The organism is Candidatus Finniella inopinata, from assembly GCF_004210305.1.
Classification (GTDB): domain Bacteria; phylum Pseudomonadota; class Alphaproteobacteria; order Paracaedibacterales; family CAIULA01; genus Finniella; species Finniella inopinata_A.
Genome location: NZ_SCFB01000001.1, coordinates 1 through 20,237, shown reverse-complemented (window position 1 = coordinate 20,237; position 20,237 = coordinate 1). Strand labels below are relative to the sequence as shown.

The 20,237-nt window shown below is 43.2% G+C and carries 22 protein-coding genes and 1 tRNA gene; 9 read left to right on the top strand and 14 right to left on the bottom strand.

Annotated elements, in window-relative coordinates; all coding sequences use genetic code 11:
* Positions 1–111: 111 nt before the first annotated feature.
* Positions 112–987 (bottom strand): 4-hydroxy-tetrahydrodipicolinate synthase, encoded by an 876-nt coding sequence (dapA, locus tag EQU50_RS00115; protein ID WP_130153142.1) that lies wholly within the window; start codon positions 985–987, stop codon positions 112–114.
* A gap of 27 nt (positions 988–1,014) precedes the next feature.
* Here dapA and EQU50_RS00110 point away from each other — a divergent pair, with 27 nt between their 5' ends.
* The 3 genes from EQU50_RS00110 (at position 1,015) to EQU50_RS00100 (ending at position 4,272) form a co-directional block, all read left to right on the top strand.
* Positions 1,015–2,946, top strand: a complete 1,932-nt coding sequence (locus tag EQU50_RS00110; protein WP_130153141.1) for a transglycosylase SLT domain-containing protein — start codon at positions 1,015–1,017, stop codon at positions 2,944–2,946.
* Between the two features lie 11 nt (positions 2,947–2,957).
* Positions 2,958–3,548 (top strand): J domain-containing protein, encoded by a 591-nt coding sequence (locus EQU50_RS00105; protein WP_130153140.1) that lies wholly within the window; start codon positions 2,958–2,960, stop codon positions 3,546–3,548.
* A 163-nt stretch (positions 3,549–3,711) separates the two neighbouring features.
* Positions 3,712–4,272, top strand: coding sequence for a hypothetical protein (locus EQU50_RS00100; RefSeq protein WP_130153139.1), 561 nt, complete (start codon positions 3,712–3,714; stop codon positions 4,270–4,272).
* A 13-nt stretch (positions 4,273–4,285) separates the two neighbouring features.
* On the opposite strand, the gene EQU50_RS00095 is transcribed toward EQU50_RS00100, so the two are convergent.
* Positions 4,286–5,257, bottom strand: coding sequence for a glycosyltransferase family 32 protein (locus EQU50_RS00095; RefSeq protein ID WP_165380265.1), 972 nt, complete (start codon positions 5,255–5,257; stop codon positions 4,286–4,288).
* A 452-nt stretch (positions 5,258–5,709) separates the two neighbouring features.
* Between EQU50_RS00095 and EQU50_RS00090 the strand changes: the two genes are divergently transcribed.
* Positions 5,710–7,395, top strand: a complete 1,686-nt coding sequence (locus EQU50_RS00090) for a hypothetical protein (RefSeq protein WP_130153137.1) — start codon at positions 5,710–5,712, stop codon at positions 7,393–7,395.
* Between the two features lie 21 nt (positions 7,396–7,416).
* On the opposite strand, the gene EQU50_RS00085 is transcribed toward EQU50_RS00090, so the two are convergent.
* The 12 genes from EQU50_RS00085 to EQU50_RS00030 form a co-directional block, all read right to left on the bottom strand.
* Positions 7,417–7,986, bottom strand: a complete 570-nt coding sequence (locus EQU50_RS00085; protein WP_130153136.1) for a cob(I)yrinic acid a,c-diamide adenosyltransferase — start codon at positions 7,984–7,986, stop codon at positions 7,417–7,419.
* A gap of 105 nt (positions 7,987–8,091) precedes the next feature.
* Positions 8,092–8,589 (bottom strand): hypothetical protein, encoded by a 498-nt coding sequence (locus EQU50_RS00080; RefSeq protein WP_130153135.1) that lies wholly within the window; start codon positions 8,587–8,589, stop codon positions 8,092–8,094.
* A 167-nt stretch (positions 8,590–8,756) separates the two neighbouring features.
* Positions 8,757–8,846, bottom strand: a tRNA-Ser gene (locus EQU50_RS00075).
* A gap of 32 nt (positions 8,847–8,878) precedes the next feature.
* A complete protein-coding gene (gltX, locus tag EQU50_RS00070) occupies positions 8,879–10,243 on the bottom strand; it encodes a glutamate--tRNA ligase (RefSeq protein ID WP_130153134.1) in 1,365 nt (454 codons plus the stop codon).
* Between the two features lie 70 nt (positions 10,244–10,313).
* Positions 10,314–11,207 (bottom strand): DMT family transporter, encoded by an 894-nt coding sequence (locus tag EQU50_RS00065; protein WP_130153133.1) that lies wholly within the window; start codon positions 11,205–11,207, stop codon positions 10,314–10,316.
* The gene (locus EQU50_RS00060) at positions 11,204–12,418 is read right to left on the bottom strand and encodes a cation:dicarboxylate symporter family transporter (RefSeq protein WP_130153132.1); all 1,215 of its coding nucleotides are present in this window, start codon (positions 12,416–12,418) and stop codon (positions 11,204–11,206) included. The genes EQU50_RS00065 and EQU50_RS00060 overlap by 4 nt, the downstream gene beginning before the upstream one ends.
* A gap of 121 nt (positions 12,419–12,539) precedes the next feature.
* Complete coding sequence (gene hscB, locus EQU50_RS00055) at positions 12,540–13,124, bottom strand: Fe-S protein assembly co-chaperone HscB (protein ID WP_130153131.1); 585 nt, start codon at positions 13,122–13,124, stop codon at positions 12,540–12,542.
* Positions 13,125–13,138: 14 nt separating this feature from the next.
* On the bottom strand, positions 13,139–13,474 hold the full coding sequence (locus EQU50_RS00050; protein WP_130153130.1) for a HesB/IscA family protein: 336 nt from the start codon (positions 13,472–13,474) through the stop codon (positions 13,139–13,141).
* 2 nt (positions 13,475–13,476) lie between these two features.
* A complete protein-coding gene (gene iscU, locus EQU50_RS00045; RefSeq protein WP_130153129.1) occupies positions 13,477–13,866 on the bottom strand; it encodes a Fe-S cluster assembly scaffold IscU in 390 nt (129 codons plus the stop codon).
* A gap of 22 nt (positions 13,867–13,888) precedes the next feature.
* On the bottom strand, positions 13,889–15,103 hold the full coding sequence (locus EQU50_RS00040) for an IscS subfamily cysteine desulfurase (RefSeq protein WP_207216272.1): 1,215 nt from the start codon (positions 15,101–15,103) through the stop codon (positions 13,889–13,891).
* A 47-nt stretch (positions 15,104–15,150) separates the two neighbouring features.
* Entirely contained in the window at positions 15,151–16,287 is a 1,137-nt protein-coding gene (locus EQU50_RS00035) for a cysteine desulfurase family protein (protein ID WP_130153127.1), read from the bottom strand.
* Positions 16,278–16,784: an Rrf2 family transcriptional regulator gene (locus EQU50_RS00030; protein ID WP_130153126.1), complete on the bottom strand. Its 507-nt coding sequence runs from the start codon at positions 16,782–16,784 to the stop codon at positions 16,278–16,280. Before EQU50_RS00030 ends, EQU50_RS00035 begins: the two co-directional genes overlap by 10 nt.
* A 224-nt stretch (positions 16,785–17,008) precedes the next feature.
* Here EQU50_RS00030 and EQU50_RS00025 point away from each other — a divergent pair, with 224 nt between their 5' ends.
* From EQU50_RS00025 to EQU50_RS00005, 5 genes are all read left to right on the top strand, one after another.
* Positions 17,009–17,671 (top strand): alpha/beta hydrolase, encoded by a 663-nt coding sequence (locus tag EQU50_RS00025; RefSeq protein ID WP_130153125.1) that lies wholly within the window; start codon positions 17,009–17,011, stop codon positions 17,669–17,671.
* A 65-nt stretch (positions 17,672–17,736) separates the two neighbouring features.
* Positions 17,737–18,390 carry an LON peptidase substrate-binding domain-containing protein gene (locus EQU50_RS00020; protein ID WP_130153124.1) on the top strand — a complete coding sequence of 218 codons (654 nt, stop codon included), beginning with the start codon at positions 17,737–17,739 and terminating at the stop codon, positions 18,388–18,390.
* Positions 18,391–18,423: 33 nt separating this feature from the next.
* The gene (locus EQU50_RS00015; protein WP_130153123.1) at positions 18,424–19,098 is read left to right on the top strand and encodes an HAD family hydrolase; all 675 of its coding nucleotides are present in this window, start codon (positions 18,424–18,426) and stop codon (positions 19,096–19,098) included.
* Between the two features lie 37 nt (positions 19,099–19,135).
* A complete protein-coding gene (hfq, locus tag EQU50_RS00010; protein WP_130153122.1) occupies positions 19,136–19,366 on the top strand; it encodes an RNA chaperone Hfq in 231 nt (76 codons plus the stop codon).
* 137 nt (positions 19,367–19,503) lie between these two features.
* The gene (locus tag EQU50_RS00005) at positions 19,504–20,202 is read left to right on the top strand and encodes a hypothetical protein (protein ID WP_130153121.1); all 699 of its coding nucleotides are present in this window, start codon (positions 19,504–19,506) and stop codon (positions 20,200–20,202) included.
* The last annotated feature ends 35 nt before the right edge of the window (positions 20,203–20,237 follow it).

The window sequence follows — 20,237 nt, the reverse complement described above, 5'->3', positions numbered from 1 at the left end:
CCAGAATTGTCCCACAAAAAAAATCAAGTCCCTAAAAACGCTGGGCTACGGCTTAGAAAATAACAAAATTTTATAGTGCAATTTTTTTAAAAATAAATCAGAACCGAATAATTAAGACAAAGTTAATTCGCTCAATACCTGATCAATCTTGGCCCTATTTTCAGCAGTAATGGGCAATAAAGGCAGGCGCAGTTCATGGCGAATTTTACCTATGGCTGACACGGCATATTTAATCGGGCAAGGATTGGTCTCGCCCATCAACGCATAGTTCAAAATCATCAGCTTTTGGTTAAGGGCCTGAAACGTGGGAATGTCGTAATTTTGCCAAGCCTCTATCATCTGTTGACACAAAGCAGGCGCCACATTTGCCACCACTGAAATGCTGCCCTGCCCCCCTTGCGCTAAATAGGCACCTGTAATGGGATCATCACCGGCCAACAACGCAAGGCGATCACCCAGCCGGTTTTTCAAAAACACAGGGCGGCTAAGGTCAGAGCTGGAATCTTTTAAGGCCACAATTCTTGGCAATTCGGCCAGCTGGCAAATAAGGTCAATGGACTGATCAACGGCTGATCGTCCTGGATTGTTATAAAGGATGATGGGCAAGTCAACAGCCTCATGCACTGCATGAAAATGTTGATAAAGGCCAGTTTGACTGGGTTTGACGTAATAAGGCGATACGACCAAAATGGCCTGCGCGTTTAATTCTTCGGCTTGCTTTGCCATCAAAACAGCCTCTTGCGTTGATGCAGAGCCACACCCCACAATAATCGGCAATCTGTTGGCAGCAGCCTCTAGGGCATGAAAAATGATTTGTTCCCGTTCGGCGAAGGTTAAAAGATTCGCTTCACCCGTGGAGCCACATACAACGACACCTTGTGTTCCCTGTTGGCAATGCCAGTCAACCAACCCTTGCAAAGACGCAAGATCCACTTTACCTTGATGAAAAGGAGTCACAAGGGCAACGATTGATCCTGAAAACTTCATAGGTTCCACTAAAAACTGAGTTGTCGTATGGTTAAGATACTGGTGTCCCCAACAAATGCCAAGAGATATGTCTGTCTAATTTTAGGCTTTCTATGTCTCGCCATATCTTCACCCCTTTCATGCTCACCGGCCCAAGACTTTGCCACCTGGAAACGGCTATACGAGGATCAGGCGTCTTTTGAAGAAATTACAGCTTTTGTTGAAAAACATCCTGATTGGCCCAGCCAAAAAACATTGCAAAAAAAGGCTGAAAAGGCCCTTGACGCTAGCCAATCCGCCCATCGGATCATTCAGTGGTTTAGCAAATTCCCCCCCTTAACGGCTGAGGGGGCGTTCTACTATGCTAAGGCCTTGTTAAACCAGGGCCAGACGCAACAAGCCCGTGACGTTATAAAAACCGCTTGGCACGAAAAGGAATTCACAGCTGATTTTCTGAAAGTTTTCCGAACAACTTTTCAATCTTTTCTAACACCTGACGATGATAACAAAAGGGTTAAAACTTTACTTTACAGAGAGGAAAGTCAGGCCGCGAAAAACATGATCCCTTTCCTTAGTTCCGATCAACAGAAAACAGCCAAAACACGTCTGGCATTATTGGATTACAAAAGTCAGCAGATCAACACGCCTCATAAAGGTCTTGTTTACGACCAAATCAAATACCACCGGCGCCTAAAAAATTATGATGAGGCGTTGCAGCTTTTGACCCATGCCCACCCTGACGAAGTACAATTTGCCGAGGCTTGGTGGCTAGAGAGAAACCTTTTAGCCCGTCACCTTATTGAAAACCAGCAATACCAAAAGGCCGCTAACGTCATCAAAGGACACCGCTTGAAAATGGGGGAAAGTTATGCACATGCGGAATGGATGCTGGGCTGGTTGCGTCTGCGTTTTTTAGGACAGCCTGCGCCTGCTTATGAACAATTTAAAAAAGTATATGCTTTAGTCAAAAGTCCTCAAAGTCAGGCTCGCTTTGCCTTTTGGGCAGGTGAAGCTGCCAAGAAACTTGGTCATGGACAGGAATCGGTAATCTGGTATCAAAAAGCCGCGCTTCATAATGGCACTTTCTATGGGCAACTCGCGATTAGCAAGTTACGGTCAGATCATAAAAAAACATTATCAATTTTTCATTTTACCAAAATCCCTGGATCTTCTGAACCAGCCGCAAAACAATTTGACAAAAGACCCCTTGTTAAAGTTTTGAAAAATTTAAATAAAACTGACAAAGACAAGTATTTGTTTTTCTTCTTATTCAAACTAGCAGGTTTAATTCATGAAGCAGAAGAACAAAAGTTACTTATCCAATTAGCTTACCAATTGGGTGGGCACCATGCCACCACGGAGGTTAGCCTTGAGATCAACAAGCAACGATACGTTTTGACAGAAACAGCTTATCCAACATTGCCCACTACCCAGCAAATTCAGCTGATAAATAAAGTCGCTGGGAAAAGAACTTTATTCAGCAGTTTGGCACATGCGATTATTCGCAAAGAAAGTCGTTTCAATCCCAAAGCAGAAAGTTCAGCTGGAGCATTGGGAATGATGCAGTTAATGCCAGCCACAGCCGCCGACCAGGTGAAAAAGCTAAATGGATACGGCCTGACCATTCAACAAGGAGCCTCCTTATTTAACCCTGAAAAGAATTTAGCCTTAGGGGCTGTGCACCTTGATCAACTTATTGAGGAATTTGGTGGGAACATTGTCCTGATCAGCGCAGCCTATAATGCAGGAAGCGGTAATGTCAGAAAATGGCTGAAGCTTTTTGGTGATCCTCGTCAGACAAACCTAAGTTGGATCGATTGGATCGAGTTGCTACCCTATAACGAAACGCGGAACTATGTGCATCGTGTCCTAGAAAACTTTGTGGCTTATCAACATCGCCTGCCTCAAAGTAAAAAAGCGCCATACGATTTAGGACGGTCTCTGACCATCCCCCTTCAAATGAACCGTGATCAGGCCTAAGGCCCCCTCTTATGAAATTCACTTTATTCACAAAAAGAAAGGTGCCAAAAACTATTCCCTCCAGAATGTGTGAAGCCATAAATTGTCCAAAGCCCGCAGACTATAGAGCCCCTAAAAAGGATGGCACCTCCGATCCTCAACAAGCTGAGACATGGCATTGGTTTTGCCTGAACCACGTAAAAATCTATAATCAGAGTTGGAATTATTTTTCAGAAATGAGCGAGGCGGAAGTCATCGATACTTGGCGAAAAGACATGACATGGGAAAGACCCAGTTGGCCTTTGGGAGGGTGGCACGGAAAACAGTGGAAAACCTATCAAAGCCGACCGTCAGAACAAGGTTTTGCAGACCCCTTTGGGTTATTTGATCAGGCCATTAATCAACCCAGTCCTTTAAAGTCTCCTCTGACCGCTGATGAACAACAGGCAACAAAAACGCTTGACCTTAACTTTCCCTTTACGTTCAAACAGTTGCAAGCCACCTATCGAGATAAAGTTAAAAAATTCCACCCTGATGTGAATCAAGGCTGTCTAAAGGCTGAGGAAACCTTTAAAAAAATTAATCACGCCTATTCCATATTGAAGAATCACACGATCGATTAGATCAGCCAACAATAAAAACAACCCATGAGAATTGGTTTACCTTCTGTTAACGATTAGGAGGATACAATCCAAGATAGATGGTAAAATTTAATTCAAATAAATTACATTTTGTTACAATTACCTTGTTTATCATATTCTCGGAACACTAATACTGGAGGAAAAGGTGAAAAAATTAGGCTTAATAGTTCTATTAACAACAGGACTTGTTCTGGTCTCAGGCAGAACAGCGCATACTTGTGATCAAGCTGACAGTTTCGAAAAAAAACACTCAAAAGTCAGGATAATGAAACCACGTCGCGATCTTTTAAATCTGCAAACGATTGCTGCTATATGCAAAAGCATGATCATAACGCGATGCGTAAACTTCTCAGTACTTGGTGGGACCCTTGGTGGCCATGATCTTAAAACGTTCACCCATTTAACCAAGCCAGGGGAAGGTCTGGTCCTTGAGTATGCCATGAAAGGCTGCAATAGCCCATGGACTTCTGTGATCCTATCAACCGATAAAAAACTGGTGCTGGATGGAATATCCCCCGATAGTCAATATCCTGCATGGAATGCCATAGGCAAATTGAGCGACGGTTTATACACAGCGAAGCTCTACATTGCACCTTTCGAAAAGGCAGGACCAAAAAACGCATTTCCTCTATTGATCACAGAATTTACTGTTAGCCCCCATAAGACCTGCGTGAAAATTGATCCGGCAACCTCGCAAAAAAATTAACGTATGACCGGTCTCAACCATTGCTTCCAAAAGAGGCGTCCATCCAAGACCCCGTATATCCATGGCTTGTTAAGGTTTCATGCTCTTCCCCTTTGCTTAAAAGTACTTGGGGGGGTAAAACGATATCTTTATCTTTGGAATCCCTTTTTGCCGTTGCCAAGGCTACACCCAACACAACGGGACCTGTCTGGCAAATGGTTTCCATGGGACCATCCCAGTCCAAATATCTTGTGTTATTTATGTATTTTGGAGCCCTTTTCACATCAAAATTTCTATCAATAATTTCCAACATTCTTTTAATCACCGGGTGCCCTGACCGACTCGCTATAAAGGCATTTCCTGGGTAACCGCAGTGATATTCCATACCGACATAAAGATCATACCCATAGTTCATCGCAGCTAAGGGTTTCAGAAATTCTAAATCCACATCGCGGTAAACGCCACCATAAGAATCAAGAATAACACACCTTAGTATATCGCTGGCTTTGCCGTACTTTTTGCCCGTAAGTTCCTGCTCAAAATAATTCTTAAGGGGAAAATCGGTAGGCAAATCTTTGCCAATCAGTTTAACTTCTATATCAGAGCCAAGAGCCTGCAAAGTTTTAGGCAATAATTTTTCATCTTGAATCCAAAAATAGTGCTGCCACCCATTTATCCTAAGGTTATTTTGGATGGATGTCTTATACCAAGTTAAATATTGATGGGTTAGTTCCCTTGGATTTTTGGTACTTGTCAACCAAATAGTATGACTGATCAATGGGATTCTAGGCTTATCCAAACCTAGCAAAATATCAGGAGAACACGCAAACCTTGGATGGTTGACCAAAAAATTTTCATCAGCGTTGCGACACATAGCGTCGGCGTTAATTTTCTCTTCAGGTGCAACCGCATACCGAAAATAACGCGGACCTGTTTGCCAGTCGTCTATTCGCTTTAATGCGTACTGCGCCAGAAAAGATCCAACCGTCAATTTTGGAACAAACATAACACCCGCTTTTGGATGCTTAAAATGTGTTGGATAATCAACATATGATGTTTTATCAAGAACTTGGACCGCTACAGTGCCAGCAGATGTGGTAAGTGAATCAACAGTCCCATTCCCTGCTTCGCTAGACCAACATATGGGAGGATTAATTTGGATTAACAAAATGGAGTAAAGGAACAATTGATTTATTGATTTATATTCAATATTACAAAACATATATTTTTACTGAATTGCACAAGACTAATTTCAAAGGTATCTCTAACAAAATTTATTGTCAAGTTTAATAAAATTAAGCTATAATTTTATTATTATTTTGTGCCAAAAATTCCTAAAATTAACCTTTTGAGCGGGATTTTGTGTTGTTTTTCTTTTGTCTGTTAAAACCATTTTTCTTCATAAAAAGAAACCTTGCCTTGGGTTTTCTTTTTATATTTGCATTACATAGCGAAAGGATGGACGCTTCAGAATTCCCCGAACATATATACACAGCTATTGATGAATTGTGTAAGGATTCTGAGGGAATTTCAGCCAATCAAATTCTTCATATCTATGAATCGGATGAAGGTTTAGGGGTCCCTTACAAAACCAAAAAACTTGAGCATAAAGGTTCAAAGCTTGAAGCTTCTCTTGAACCCCGTATTGAAGCCTCTCTTGAAACGTCCCTTGAAGGTTCCCTTGAATCTTCTCTTGAAACGCCAGACACCATAACATTACTTAATCAAAATGGTTCCTTTTGTGGACAAACCCCTAAAAGCGTTAAAAAGATCTCAAGAATTCAGCTAGCTAAAGAAAAAAAGGTTATAGGACTTGTTGTCAGTAGCCCGCTGGGTTACTGGCCATCAGCCCCCACCTTAAAGAACCATTCCGTTGACCTAGGTCAAAACGGAACAGTGATAATATCGTACATAAAAAATTATCGCGGGTATCATAAGAAATTTAAAACTAATTTCTTGGCTTTCCAAGCTTACAGCGAGGATAAAAGAACAGAAAATGGGTACGGTTTTCCTTTGGCTGTTAACGGAACTCTGCAGGGCGCAAATATTCAATTTATCAAAAATGCCGTCACCTTAACAACATCCAGCAACGGGTACGGAGGGACGAGTTATCAGTTTGAACGAGAAAGCTTTTATACTCCCCTTGAGGAGCCGTTTGAAGATCACAGTGGCAACATACTTCGGTTTGAAATGGTTAGACATCATTCAGATGCTTATTTAAGAATCCACCCCTTAACAAAAGAAGATACCCCTCAAGATACAGAATTGACAAAATGGGCACGAATGCTTGGGCGTTTATCCTTCAATCGCCGATTATATGCCAGCAATGAAAGACTTATCACCCCTTCCATTGCTTCATCTTGCTTGGTGAGCAAACCAATCATAAGTACGAGGGACTTACCTTGCCTGCTTCCTTTGGCCCCCCAAATTATTTCTTTTGCAAGAAACTGTTTGAGTAAGAATGATGTGCTGCAAACATTATCAGTTCCTGTAAAATCTTTATTTAGAGAGGCGATGTCTGATCCATTGGTGCTAATTCCAGAGCCCAGTGTTTACGGTAATTCATCATACTTGTCAACGCCTGCACTAAATATTGGGCAAAAATCATCTGATGACTTGCGATTAAAGGCCAAAAATTGGCTATCAAATAATTTGCCTGGTTTTGAAAAAGCTGGGGAATATTTTGAAGGTCCTGTTAGCGTGCCTACTAAACAAACCACCACAAAACGAGAGTTATCAGACCCTGAGATCATATCTTTGATCAATGGCCAGCTTAGGATTACCCCCCAGCTTTTAGAACTTTCAGGAATACAATCTGTTAGTGACAAACACCTTCAATACCTAGCGTCCCAGCGAAATACAGGTGAATTACGCATGATCAGCTTGGCAGGAACATCCATCACCGTCGAGGGGATTATGGCGCTTGGCAAGTCAAGGTACCTGGGCCGTAACCGAGTGGGCACCACTAAATCAAAGATTAGTGTTCTTATTAAGGATAGCCCGGCGGCCAAAGATTATGAAACCCAAGAACGCGCTGAGGGCCAGATTTTCTATCGAATGATTCAAAAGAATTTCTCTATTATTGACCCTATCACAGGGAAAAAGACAAAAGGTGGCAAGAAGGTCCTGCAGATATTTAGCTAGGAGGGGTATAGCTGGTTCAAATCATCTATTGGCGCCAGGAACCCACAATACATCCCCCTGCCCTTCTTCGGTATTGACGAAACGCGCCATCACAAACAATAAATCAGATAAACGATTCAGATAACGCATGATTTCAGGATTCAGCTTTTCTGCAAGGCTTAGAGTTACAATTCCTCGTTCTGCCCGTCTGGAAACAGTTCTGGCCAAATGCAAGGCCGCCGATGCTTTGCTGCCACCTGGTAAGACAAAACTTGTTAAGGGTGATAAACGAGCATTCAGTTCATCAATTTGGTGTTCAAGATAATCAACCTGAGCAGACGTTACCGTTAGACGATGAGTTGTTGAAGTTTCTGCGGGTTCGGGCACACATAAATCGGCCCCCACATCAAACAAATCATTTTGAATACGCAGCAAAAGGTTTTTGAGGTTCCCTGCACAAAACTCTAAAGCCCACCCAACGGCGGCATTGGTTTCGTCCACCTCACCAATGGCCTCAATACGGGCAGAGTTTTTATAAACCCGCTCATCGTTTCCAAGGCCCGTTTTTCCTTTATCACCACTTTTGGTGTAAATCCTTGTCAGCTGTACCATCACAAAACTCCATAACAAAAGGGTGCCCTCAATGACATAAGATAAGTCATTATCTTTTCTGAAAGCAATTTAAAAGAAAAAAGGCAAGGGAAAGGAAATTTTTATCTATTGAAGGTTGGCCAGAACTTTTAATAATTCGACAGACCCTTCCTTGCTTCCGCCCTCTCCGTAATCTTCATGAATGTAATAGGATTTTTCTGTGTCTGAAACAAACCACAACCCAGCATTCCCAAAAGAAAGACGTTTTGATATTACGAAAGTATAGGGTTCAAATTCCAAATCTGTTACCACGAAAAATGAATTAGCCCTTCCTTCATTTCCGCACTCTATAAAGATTCCTTCTTCCATAGAAGATCTTAGAATTGTCTGCTTAAACGCATCCATTGTCGGACGGGAATCCCCTTGTTTTGATATAACGTTGGAAAGGATTTTTTCGAGATCAGCGGCTTTTTGGTTGAGTTGAACTTTTAAGTCCCGAAGTTTTGTGAGATCTGTATTATCTTTTTCAATATCCACAGAAGTGGACGCAATGGCTTGCATGCCCATTACCAAAAAGCTTATAACAGCAACACGAACTATATTTTTAAATATATTCAAATACATTGATTAGTGTTCTTATTAAGAAATATATTCTCCATTATATTAGAATAAAATTAAAAAATAATTAATTTTTCAAGAAAAAAGGCGGGACCTTAAAAAGGTCCGCTAAATTAAATTTTTAATGGAAAGATCAAAGACACAACTATCGGTTTCGTCATGTCTTCAAAAGGTGGCGGATGGGGTGGGATTCGAACCCACGAAGAAGTTGCCCCCTTGCCGGTTTTCAAGACCGGTGCCTTCAACCGCTCGGCCACCCATCCGTTTAGGAATATTCATAATGTCTAAAATACTGCTAAATCGCAAGCGGCTTTTTTTCTAATCGTGCTTTTGTTCGATCATAACCAATCAACGGCAATAACTCTTTCATCTCTGGCCCGTGATCAAGGCCCGTCAACGCCTGGCGCAACGGCATAAACAATGTTTTACCTTTTCGATCTGTTAGTTCCTTCAACTGTTGCGTCCATTGACCCCAAGTATCTTGGTTCCAATCGCCATCCGGCAAATGGGATACTGCTAGTTTTAAGAAGCCTTGATCCTCTGTTGAAAAAACAGGCTGATCAAAGTCGCCAAACAATATTTCCTGCCACTTTTCCACATCGTTCAACGTATGTAGATTTCCCCGAATTATCGCCCATACAGCCTCTGTCACCTGACCGGCTTTTAAGGACCCTAGACGGTCTTTAACCTGATCATAAGGCATGATTTGAAACAACTTATGGTTAAGGTGCTCCAGCTCCGCCTCGTCAAAGCGGGGCGGTGTGCGACTAAACGTCTCTAGATTAAAATGGGATGCCAGGGTATCCAGGGTCAAACAAGGCTCAGTTGGCAAAGACGTTCCCAATCGTGCCAAAAGGCTGTTAATTGCCATCGGTTCTATACCCGATTCCCGCAATGTCTGAAGGCTTAAACTGCCAAGACGTTTCGATAAGGCCTGGCCCTTTGCATCCATCAGCAACGTTGTATGTCCGAATGTGATATTCACCGGTTGATTATTGTTTAAAGCCGTGAACAGCTGAATTTGAACCGCCGTATTGGTGACATGATCCTCTCCCCGCAAAATGTGGGTGATGGCAAAATCGATATCGTCAACCACGGATGTTAAGGTGTACAGATAAGCGCCATCGGCTCTGACCAACACAGGGTCACTTAAATGGTTACTGTGAAATTCCACATCTCCCCGTACCAAATCGTGCCATTTCACCACACCTGGTTCCAGCTGAAAGCGCCAATGGGGTTTGCGCCCCTGGTCTTCAAAGGCCTTCTTTTCATCTGGTGTCAGCTTAAGGGCCGCCCGGTCATAAATAGGTGGCTCGCCCTTCGCCAATTGGCGTTTGCGCTTAAAGTCTAATTCCTCTGGCGTTTCATAACATGGGTACAGGCGCCGTGATTGAATCAAGTCTTGCACGGCCTGATTGTATCGATCAAAACGATCCGACTGTTTGGCAAAGCTGTCGCGATGCAACCCCAACCATGCAAGATCGGTTTGAAGGGCCTGGGCAAAGCGTTCTTCTGATCTTTCCAGATCTGTATCGTCCAACCGCAACATAAAATGACCACCGTGGCGGTGCGCAAACAACCAGTTGATCAAGGCCGCCCGGGCGTTTCCAATGTGCAATAACCCCGTTGGACTGGGGGCAAAACGAACCTTAACTGTCATATCTGAACCGCGAAAATTTGTATTGAAGTTAGGGTTACTATAGTCTGGGTGTTTTAATCGTGTCTATATCTTAGCGATCATAGTGGGTCAACAAAGCCCCCACCAGAATGACGACAACGCCGACCATTTGTATGTCTAAAAGTGTTTCGTTTAAAAACAAGATCCCAATCAAAACGGTCGACAAAGGCTCGAATACAGATAGCAATGAAGCTTTGGTGGCCGTGATATGCTTCATCGCCTGTAAAAATAAGACAATTGGCAAAACTGTTGCCAATAAAGCCGTCAATAATACATGAAACCAGGATGCATCTAAAGAAGGGATCAGCAGCCCTCCATCTACAAAACTGCCAAAGGCCCAAGTCCCAAACGCGCTGCCAAAACACACAATAAAGCTAGACAACATAGGGTCAATTTTAAGCTTTTTCCCCATATAAACATAAACGGCGTAGCTGACCCCTGACCCCATGGCAAGTAGCCCTGCCATCCAATGAAATCCAGACCCGCATTCGTCAGCTAGCAACCATAAACCACTGAACAATAAAACCATGGAAATATAAGTTAGACGCCCCAATCGATGACGATCAAATATCCAGGCAAACAGGGCCACAAAAACAGGGAACGTGAAAAAGATAACCATCGAAACACCGGTGCCTATTTCTTTGGCTGCCAAGAAATAAAATACCGATGATAAGCTATAAGATGCGCCCCCAACAATAAATAGATAGGGTAAGATTTTCAAAACAGAGGGCGTCCAAAGCGATGCTTTCAGGACAAAAGGCAGCAATAACAAAGCCGAGACCACAAACCGCCAAAAAAGCATGTCATAAATGGTGAAGCCAAGTTGAATCTGGGTTATACCTAAATACCCCAACCCGCTGTACAAAACGCCCGATACAATGGCCAGCGCAGTCCCCCGGTTTATGGAAATCTTCCCTGCGACTGTTACCAATTTTATCTCATTCATTTTTCCATAGGCCTGTTGTACAAAGGATTCAAAATCCTTCGTGTTAATAATGCAAAAGCGCCGTTACCCATGACATTAGCACCCGTCAAAATGGGATCTTGTAAAATATAGATGGTGGCCAGCAACGTTGTCATTTCTGGGCTTAGCCCTAAATAGGCTTGAATCACCGGCAAAATCACAATGACCCCGCCACCAGGAATGCCAGCGCAAGAAAACTTAGCCAAACAGTAGTAGAACGTGAAAGTAAGATAGGTCGCAATATCAGGAAAAGGATGTCCCGACATAATCAGCAACGCTAAGGCTGTCAAAGAAATACTCAGACCATCGCCAACCAAATGAATATTCACCGTGACCGGAATCACAAAATCAGCGTACGAACGATCATTAAGGTTTTTCTCTGTCGCCTCCAAGGTAACGGGCATGGTCGCCGCACTTGACATTGTGCTGAACCCAGTTAAACCTGCTGGCAACATTTCACGCACATAACGTACCCAAAGGTCTTTTCGAAAGCCTGCGGCCAAGCCATACAAAAACAGCAGATAAAAAATGATCAACAAACAGCCAAGGACGAAAATCTTACCGTAACTTTGAATCAAAACCCCCAAAGATCCTTCTCGGTCTAGTTTCAAAACGAACCCTAAAACATACACTGGTAAAAAGGGAATGAACCCTTTTTTCAAACCAACCGTCGTCCAATCACGCAACTGAAACGCCCACGATTTAGCTTGATGTTTTAAACTTGCGGAGGGGATGAAGTTGACCAACAAACCCGCGACAATCCCTGCCAACAAAGCTCTGTCGGGCGACAAAAAGGGCGATAGCCCAAGCGACCAAACGGGATGAACAGATTGATTAACAGCGGTTAGTCCCTGCGATGACAATCCCCCCAACCAGGGAAAAACCAAATGACTGACGCCAAACGCAGTCAGCACACTAACAGCATTGGAAAGGATAACTAAACCTAAAATAGCAACGATTAAAAAGGGCCCCTGCTTGTCAAAGGAAGCCAACGCCGCTAATAAATAACTGAAGATAATAATCGGCAAGGCAAACATTAACAATTCTTTAATTAGAAGGCTTGCCGTATAAAACAAGGAAACGGTGTGATTACTTAAGAAATCGCCGAAAAGCAACCCGCCAATTAAACATAATAGAAGCTGAACGGGAAGATTCTTCAAAACTAAATTTTTTACAATTAATAAAACGGACATGAAAGAAATCTGCCTTTAAAAACGCAAACGGCAAGGACGGATGGTTGTCACAACATTTGCAAGTGCCTTGTGTTCTTGTAGCACAAAGCGTCTTGCAGCAACAATATCTTTGATCTGTTATTCATCTCGACAAAACACGGGGATCCTGGTCTTCAGCCTGCATGGATTGCTTAATTTGACCCTGTTTAAATGTTTTCATCAAGTAGCTCAGCCGCAGGTAAGACGTCTGCAATGCTTGCTGGTCTTGTCGATCCCAGGCCTTGCTAAAATCATCTTCGCAGGCTTTTATTGCTTCCTGCAAATCAATCTGAAATTGTTTTTGATGCGCGCTTGTTTGCAATTCTTCCAAACGTTGCCGCCATTCCATAGCTTCCTCTAACAAAGCGTTGTCTTGAAAAACTGTGCATTCGTCCACCATGCATCCCTTGATTTTCAGCAACGCCTTTGCCCGAAGGACGGGGTCTTTCAAAGTTGTGTAAGCTCGGTTAATCCAGGCCGACATCATTTCGGCCGTTTGGGCCTCTCTCGGCGATTTATTGATAAAACGATCGGGATGCAGCTCCCTTTGTAAAATCAGGTAGTGTCGTTCCAAAACTTCCATATCCAAACTGTAAGCCGGCAACAAGGATAACAATGCAAAAGGCGTTGCCTGGGGGCGAATGCTTTCAATATCCCAATTTCCAGGATTATGAAGTTGGCGCGTCATGCCATTAGTCCTCTTTAAACATGGAACGATTCACCGCATCCGCATCGCCCCTTTTCATTAGGGTTACGAAAGATGAAACCTGATTGCAGGTCGTCTTCGACGAAATCCATTTCTGTACCCAAAATAAATAAACTTGCCTTAGGATCAATTAGAACAGTGACGTCCTCTTTCTCAACGACTTCTTCAAAGGGTTTGCGATCATCGGCATATTCAATGGTATATTTTAATCCTGAACATCCTTTGGTGCTAATGCCAACACGAATACCAACCGATGGTTTTCCACGATTCGCTAACAGATGCTGGACCCGTCGAACTGCAGCATCTGTGATTGTTAAAGGAGCAGCCCTCATCCCTACACGCCTGCGTTCTGTTTCGTTCGATAATCAGCGATAGCCGCCTTGATCGCATCTTCGGCTAAAATTGAGCAGTGAATTTTCACAGGTGGCAGGGCCAAATGCTGGGCTATTTCCGTATTTCGAATGGTTGTCGCCTCCTCAATCGTCTTCCCTTTGACCCATTCGGTCACCAAGGAAGAAGACGCAATCGCTGATGCACATCCGAATGTTTTAAATTTGGCATCCTCAATCAGACCTTGATTATTCACCTTAATCTGCAGTTTCATGACGTCGCCACATGCGGGGGCGCCGACCAGGCCCGTGCCGATTGTGTTATCGTTTTTGTCAAACGCCCCAACGTTGCGGGGCTTTTCGTAGTGTTCAAGAACTTTTTTGCTATAAGCCATACTGACTCTCCTCTTTTTTTAATTAATGGGCCGCCCATTGAATGGACTTTAAATCGATTCCTTCTTGGGCCATTTCCCAAAGCGGACTCATTTCGCGCAGACGCTCAACAGCTTTCACCACTTTTTCAATCGTCAAATCAATCTCAGGCATGGTTGTATATCGGCCAATCCCGAAACGAATAGAAGTGTGAGCTAACTCTTCCTCTACCCCAAGTGCTCGCAAGACATACGAAGGTTCCAAGGAGGATGACGTGCAAGCCGACCCTGAGGATACGGAGAGTTCTTTGAACCCCATCATTAACCCCTCTCCCTCTACATAGGCAAAACTGAGGTTAAGATTACCTGGGATACGCTGAACAGCATCGCCATTCAAATAGACATAGGGCAATTGGTCGGTTAGCCCCTTATACAACCGCTGACTTAAGACCCGAATTCTCTGGTCTTCCTTAGACATTTCACGCCAGGCCAAAGCACAAGCCTCTCCAAATCCAACACATAAAGGCGTCGGCAAAGTTCCTGAACGCATCCCCCGTTCTTGCCCGCCACCACTGATCAAAGCCTGCATTCGAACACGTGGCTTGCGTCGCACAAACAAAGCCCCAATTCCTTTAGGTCCATATACCTTGTGGCCCGAAATGCTTAGCAAATCAATGTTCATCTCATTAACATCTAAAGGAATTTTACCCACAGCTTGGGCAGCATCCGTATGGAAAAGTGTTCCTTTCTCGCGGCAAATCTTGCCAATTTCACTTAAAGGTTGGATCACCCCAATTTCATTATTCACAGCCATGATGGAAACCAAGACTGTCTTGTCAGTGATGGCATCCCTCAGCTGGTTCAAATCGATCAAACCGTTCGGTTGTACGGGCAGATAGGTCACTTCAAACCCTTCTTGTTCCAGTCGCCGACAACTGTCCAAAACACATTTGTGTTCTGTAACACACGTAACAATATGATTTTTCTGATCTTGATAAAATGAAGCAACACCTTTAATCGCCATGTTATTCGATTCTGTCGCCCCACTGGTAAAGATCACTTCCCGTTCGTCAGCACCAATTACGTCGGCAATTTGCTGGCGGGCTGTTTCAATGGCTTCCTCAGCCATCCAACCATGCAGGTGGTTGCGAGAATGGGCATTGCCAAATATGCCGCTAAAATAAGGCAACATTTTTTCCAAAACCCTTGGATCACAGGGAGTCGTAGCCTGATAATCTAAATAGATTTGTTCAGCCGGCATGAGGGAAGACCCACTTAATTTAGGTATGATTGAGGTAGCCATGATTATCAACTCGTTTTCTGTTTTGTTACATATACTAAAGCAGTGTTGTTATTATTAGCACAGCGTTCATAAACCTGGTTCCACGCTTGAATGAAGACTTTGACTTCTGCCTCGGTCGTTGTAGGACACAGACTGACTCTTAAGGCACTACTTTGCGCAGCTTTTGGTACGCCCATCGCCTGCAAAGAATGAGAGGTGCGCACTTTACCTGATGAACAAGCAGCCCCACTGCTAACAGCAAACCCCTGCAAATCCAAATTCATGACCTGTGTTTCACTTTTAACACCAGGCATGGTGATCAGGGTTGTGTTGGGTAATCTGGCACTGTGCTGACCAATAACAACGGAATCAGGGCTTAAGGTTAACAAAGTTTTTTCCATATATACTCGAAGACTGCTCACCTGCGACCAGTCCACCTTTTTGGATTGACTTAATGCTGCTGCCATACCCATAATGCCGATTATGTTTTCTGTACCGGGACGCAAAGACCGTTCCTGCCCGCCACCCTTTAGTAAAGCCTTAATCGGCCAATCAGGGTGAACAATCAAACATCCCACGCCGGCTGGGCCCCCTATTTTGTGGGCAGAAAGTGATAACATATCTAGGGTATGCCAGGGAAAATCAAGCCGTCCAACCCCTTGCACGCAGTCACTGTGGACACAAGCCTTGTATTTTCTGGCCAAACCAATGATAGCACTTAAGGGTTGAATAACGCCCGTTTCATTGTGAGCCGCCATAACCGAAATTAAAGTCGCACCTTCATAACCCTCTGCCAACAAATTTTCCAATGCCAGAAGATCAACAATGCCAGCCTCGTTCACGGGTATCATCATGGCATCAGGGCACACAAGACGGACAGAGTCGTGTTCTATCGCTGAAACAAGAACACGCCCTGGGAAATGGGCCAAAGCCATGTTATTAGCCTCAGTGGCGCCACTTGTAAAAACCACGCGTTGACTGGAAACATTTAAGCAGTTGGCAACGTCCTGGCGCGCTTGCTCAATTACATGGCGACTTTTCCGCCCATAACCATGAACGGAGGATGGATTTCCTATCCACATCATAGCATCGTTCATGGCCTGAATGGCTGCGGCACAAAGGGGGGCTGTGGCATTGTAATCCAAATAAACCGTCATTGACATGGACTCATCATAAGAGTGGTATCATCTGTTAGTGAAACAGGGACACTTTTGACAAAGCCCATTTGCGCTTCTCTTAATATGGGATTGCCCAGAAAAACATCCTCTAAACTGACTTTATTTAAAAAGGTTTGAACAACAACCCCCAAACCGTCCCACAAATTGTGCGTCAAACAACGAACGCCATGTGGTTGGCACCCTTGTTCAGAATTCAGCGGACACCGAGTTGCCTTTAAAGGGGTATCCACCGCCTTTATAACCTCAAAAACAGGGATATTGGCCGCTGCTTTTGCCAGTGTATAACCACCGCCATTACCCCTTATACTTTTGACAAGGCCCTTTTTACGTAATTTTAAAAAGATTTGTTCTAAATACGCCAACGGCAAATGCTGCCGTTCTGACAAAGTTGCCAAAGACACAGGTCCCTGCGTGGTCATTTGCATCCTGGCCAATTCAGCCATGGCCATAACGCTGTAACGAGCTTTCGTACTAAGGCGCATATTATTACCAATTTCCTAGATTTGGCGTTCAGGGAATGTTAGAGTTCGATTTAACAAACGGAAAACATATAACACATCTGTAATTTAAATAACTATTCCGACCAATGAAGTCAACAATCATTCGAAGCTTTAAAAAAAATCTTGGTAAGGTTGTGGAAATTAGTTAAATTAGAAAAATTTGATTGTACACCGAATACGTAGTCATTGAGGGTAAAGGATAAAAAATGCCAGAGGTAATATTTAACGGATCAGCTGGAAGATTAGAGGGTCGTTTTCACCCCCATGCCGACAAAGAGGCGCCCGTTGTTTTGATTCTCCATCCTCACCCCGCCCATGGTGGGACCATGAATAGCAAAATAGTTCACACCCTTCATCGTGCATTCAGCGATCAGGGATTTACAACACTTCGCTTTAACTTTAGAGGCATAGGCCGATCAGAGGGCTCCTATGACAAGGGCGAGGGAGAACTGAGCGATGCAGCCTCTGCCCTTGATTGGCTGCAGTCCATTAATCCACAAAGTCACAGGTTTTGGGTTGCAGGTTTTTCCTTTGGCGCATGGATTGGCATGCAACTGCTGATGCGTCGCCCTGAATTGGAAGGGTTTGTGTCCATCAGTCCACCAGCAAGCTTGTATGATTTTAATTTTCTGGCCCCCTGCCCCGCATCAGGCCTTATTGTTCAGGGACTAAGTGACACAATTGTCTCTCATGAAAGCGTAGGGGTTCTTGTGAATAAGTTGCGGAACCAAAAAGGAATTAAGATTGACTTTGAGACTGTTGAAAACTGTGATCATTTCTTTACCCAACATCTCTCAAATTTGCAGGCTAGTGTGAGCCGGTATCTTCAAAAACGGATGCAGACGTTTCCACAATCCCTTGCTAGTTGAGTCTTTTTTGTGCATGCGGTTTTTAAGGACGTTTATGGAACTAACAAAACAACAGGAGGTCTGCTTTGAAAAAGTTTCCTCATGATTTTGAAAAATTGCCCACCAAACTGCCCTTGTTGGCCGTTCAAGGCGCTGTTTTATTGCCATTGTTACAATTACCAATTCCTATCCATGAATTGTCCCATCTTGAGATGATATTTGAGATGTTAAGAACACATCAAATAATTGGGATGGTACAACCTGTGTCAACTGATCGATTAATCGACGTTGCATCCCCTATTTTCAAAACAGGTTGTGCTGGGAAGATTGTTGACCTGCATGAAGTGGAGGAAAACCAATACCTTTTGACTTTGAAAGGCATTTGCCGTTTTAAAATTATCAAAGAATCAAACCACGAGTGTGGCTATAGGCAAGCGCTTGTTAGTTATAATGACTATCCCATGGACTATGTTGAGGATAGCGACTTTGCCTTCGATCGCGTAAGATTCCTGAAGGTATTGGAGCAATATTTTAAAGTGGTCGACATTAGCCCGAACTGGGAAGAAATTGATAAGACATCAAACCAAAAACTGATCTCTGCTTTGACGATTGTTTGTCCGCTGGAGGCTCGGGAAAAACAAGCCCTATTGGAAGCCTCAACCCCCCAAGAACAATCTCGAGTGATGATGACATTGCTTGAGTTGGCGGGACGCGAGGGCGGGTCACAGACATGTCATTAGTACAAATAAAATTATAAGAACAAGGGATAGAAAATGAAAAAACCACACGCCATTTTGTTTGATTGGGATAACACACTGGTCAATACCTGGGAAGTTCTCCACCAAGCCGTCAACGAAACCCTGGATCATTACAATCATCCAGCATGGGAACTTGAGGAATTTAAGAAATATTCCCATGGAACCACAATCGATTTATTGCCATCAATTTTTAAAGACAAATGGTCGGAGGCTGCTCCCTTTTATTACCAGCGAGTTGAAAAACTGCACCTGGAAAAACTGCAGGTTTTACCCCACGCTAAAAAGCTTTTGGAATTTCTTTTTGAACAAAACATTCCTATGGCCCTGATTAGTAATAAACGCTCTGATTTTTTGAAAAAGGAAGTCGCCCATTTGGGGTGGGATTCTTTCTTTGAAGTTGTTATTGGTGCTGGAGATGCGGCGCGTGATAAGCCTCATCCCGACCCTATCTTGTTGGCTTTTGAAAAAATGCAAACACAACCTTCCTTAAATCATTGGTATGTGGGTGACACCACAATAGATTGGCAGGCAGGTCAGGACAGTGGTTGTCAACCTATCGCCCTATGGACGGATCCTTCTCTTTTAGAAATGAAGCCTAGTTTTTATTTGCCCTATTTAAAGGACTGTTTAGATTTTCAAGCGACAGTAGCCAACTTTTTAAGCTTACCAATTGAAAAAAATATAGCCTAAATTAACATAACATTTTCAATAAAATTAGGGGGGCCAGTTGGTAATTGATCGACCAGTCAATATTCAGGATGTCTTTTTAGATCATGTTCGCAACAATAAAATTGTAATAACTATTTTCTTAATCAATGGGGTTAAGTTGCAAGGCGTTGTAAGTCGGTTTGATGTAAGAACAATTCTTTTAGAACGCGACGGTCATTCACAGTTAATTTACAAGCACGCTGTTTCCACGTTGATGCCACAAGTCGCTGTCGATTTGTTTGAAGAATGAAATTTAAGCACGCACAGAATTCCTTTTTTTATATTCCGGGGAACTTTATAAACTGTTTATTACAGCGTTAATAAATTATTAATACATTTCTGTTAATAGTAAAAAGCAATAAGATCACAAATTCTAAAGGTGTCTCTATGGCTTTTAATATTAAACATTTTATTATCTTAACCGTATTCTTCATAACATCCTTCAGCCTACCTCATCAGGCGTTGTCCGTGGAAGATCAACTCGAACCTGGACAGTCCAAAACGGCCAATATCTCTAGTAACCAGAACACACAAGACTTAAATGCTCCAGCAAAGCATAAAGAAATGCCTAAACCTGCACGCGGAAAAATTTCGCAACTAGAGCCGTGGACTCATGAAACTCTTCTAGATAAATCAGCTATCCTTTTACCTTCTATTTTAATAGGCGGACGTTTTCTGATGATGTCCGCCCAAAATTTAACCCTCTTTGAATTAGGATCTGGGATTGCTTTAGGAATTTTTGGGGCAGACTTGGCGTCTGGGATTGTACATGCTATTGGCGATTTCATAAGTGATGATGAACCACAGGAAAAGCCATCGCCGTTAACAAAACTCCACATGAAGTTATTTCGCTCAGCTTATGGGCATCACGAAAATCCACGTCACCTGGTTAAAATGTCCTATTGGGAAAAAACACGCGGATTTAATATCTTACTTATCCCTGTTTTAGGGGTTGCAACTGTATGGGGCGGTTGGGGCGGATATACTTTGACCGTGGGTGGTATGTTTTTGGCAAATTCTGAGGTTTTTCATTCAATGGCCCACAGTGCGTATTCCGGCGAAAATCGAATAGTGATTCCGGTCTAAACCGAACGGCAATTCCGGCTCAATTCGAATGGTGA

What these genes read in the sequence shown, in the direction of transcription:
- dapA (WP_130153142.1), bottom strand. Translation starts at nt 987, where the DNA reads ATGAAGTTTTCAGGATCAATCGTTGCCCTTGTGACTCCTTTTCATCAA.
- EQU50_RS00110 (WP_130153141.1), top strand. Translation starts at nt 1,015, where the DNA reads ATGGTTAAGATACTGGTGTCCCCAACAAATGCCAAGAGATATGTCTGT.
- EQU50_RS00105 (WP_130153140.1), top strand. Translation starts at nt 2,958, where the DNA reads ATGAAATTCACTTTATTCACAAAAAGAAAGGTGCCAAAAACTATTCCC.
- EQU50_RS00095 (WP_165380265.1), bottom strand. Translation starts at nt 5,257, where the DNA reads ATGTTTGTTCCAAAATTGACGGTTGGATCTTTTCTGGCGCAGTACGCA.
- EQU50_RS00090 (WP_130153137.1), top strand. Translation starts at nt 5,710, where the DNA reads ATGGACGCTTCAGAATTCCCCGAACATATATACACAGCTATTGATGAA.
- EQU50_RS00085 (WP_130153136.1), bottom strand. Translation starts at nt 7,986, where the DNA reads ATGGTACAGCTGACAAGGATTTACACCAAAAGTGGTGATAAAGGAAAA.
- EQU50_RS00080 (WP_130153135.1), bottom strand. Translation starts at nt 8,589, where the DNA reads ATGTATTTGAATATATTTAAAAATATAGTTCGTGTTGCTGTTATAAGC.
- gltX (WP_130153134.1), bottom strand. Translation starts at nt 10,243, where the DNA reads ATGACAGTTAAGGTTCGTTTTGCCCCCAGTCCAACGGGGTTATTGCAC.
- EQU50_RS00065 (WP_130153133.1), bottom strand. Translation starts at nt 11,207, where the DNA reads ATGAATGAGATAAAATTGGTAACAGTCGCAGGGAAGATTTCCATAAAC.
- EQU50_RS00060 (WP_130153132.1), bottom strand. Translation starts at nt 12,418, where the DNA reads ATGTCCGTTTTATTAATTGTAAAAAATTTAGTTTTGAAGAATCTTCCC.
- hscB (WP_130153131.1), bottom strand. Translation starts at nt 13,124, where the DNA reads ATGACGCGCCAACTTCATAATCCTGGAAATTGGGATATTGAAAGCATT.
- EQU50_RS00050 (WP_130153130.1), bottom strand. Translation starts at nt 13,474, where the DNA reads ATGAGGGCTGCTCCTTTAACAATCACAGATGCTGCAGTTCGACGGGTC.
- iscU (WP_130153129.1), bottom strand. Translation starts at nt 13,866, where the DNA reads ATGGCTTATAGCAAAAAAGTTCTTGAACACTACGAAAAGCCCCGCAAC.
- EQU50_RS00040 (WP_207216272.1), bottom strand. Translation starts at nt 15,103, where the DNA reads ATGCCGGCTGAACAAATCTATTTAGATTATCAGGCTACGACTCCCTGT.
- EQU50_RS00035 (WP_130153127.1), bottom strand. Translation starts at nt 16,287, where the DNA reads ATGTCAATGACGGTTTATTTGGATTACAATGCCACAGCCCCCCTTTGT.
- EQU50_RS00030 (WP_130153126.1), bottom strand. Translation starts at nt 16,784, where the DNA reads ATGCGCCTTAGTACGAAAGCTCGTTACAGCGTTATGGCCATGGCTGAA.
- EQU50_RS00025 (WP_130153125.1), top strand. Translation starts at nt 17,009, where the DNA reads ATGCCAGAGGTAATATTTAACGGATCAGCTGGAAGATTAGAGGGTCGT.
- EQU50_RS00015 (WP_130153123.1), top strand. Translation starts at nt 18,424, where the DNA reads ATGAAAAAACCACACGCCATTTTGTTTGATTGGGATAACACACTGGTC.
- EQU50_RS00005 (WP_130153121.1), top strand. Translation starts at nt 19,504, where the DNA reads ATGGCTTTTAATATTAAACATTTTATTATCTTAACCGTATTCTTCATA.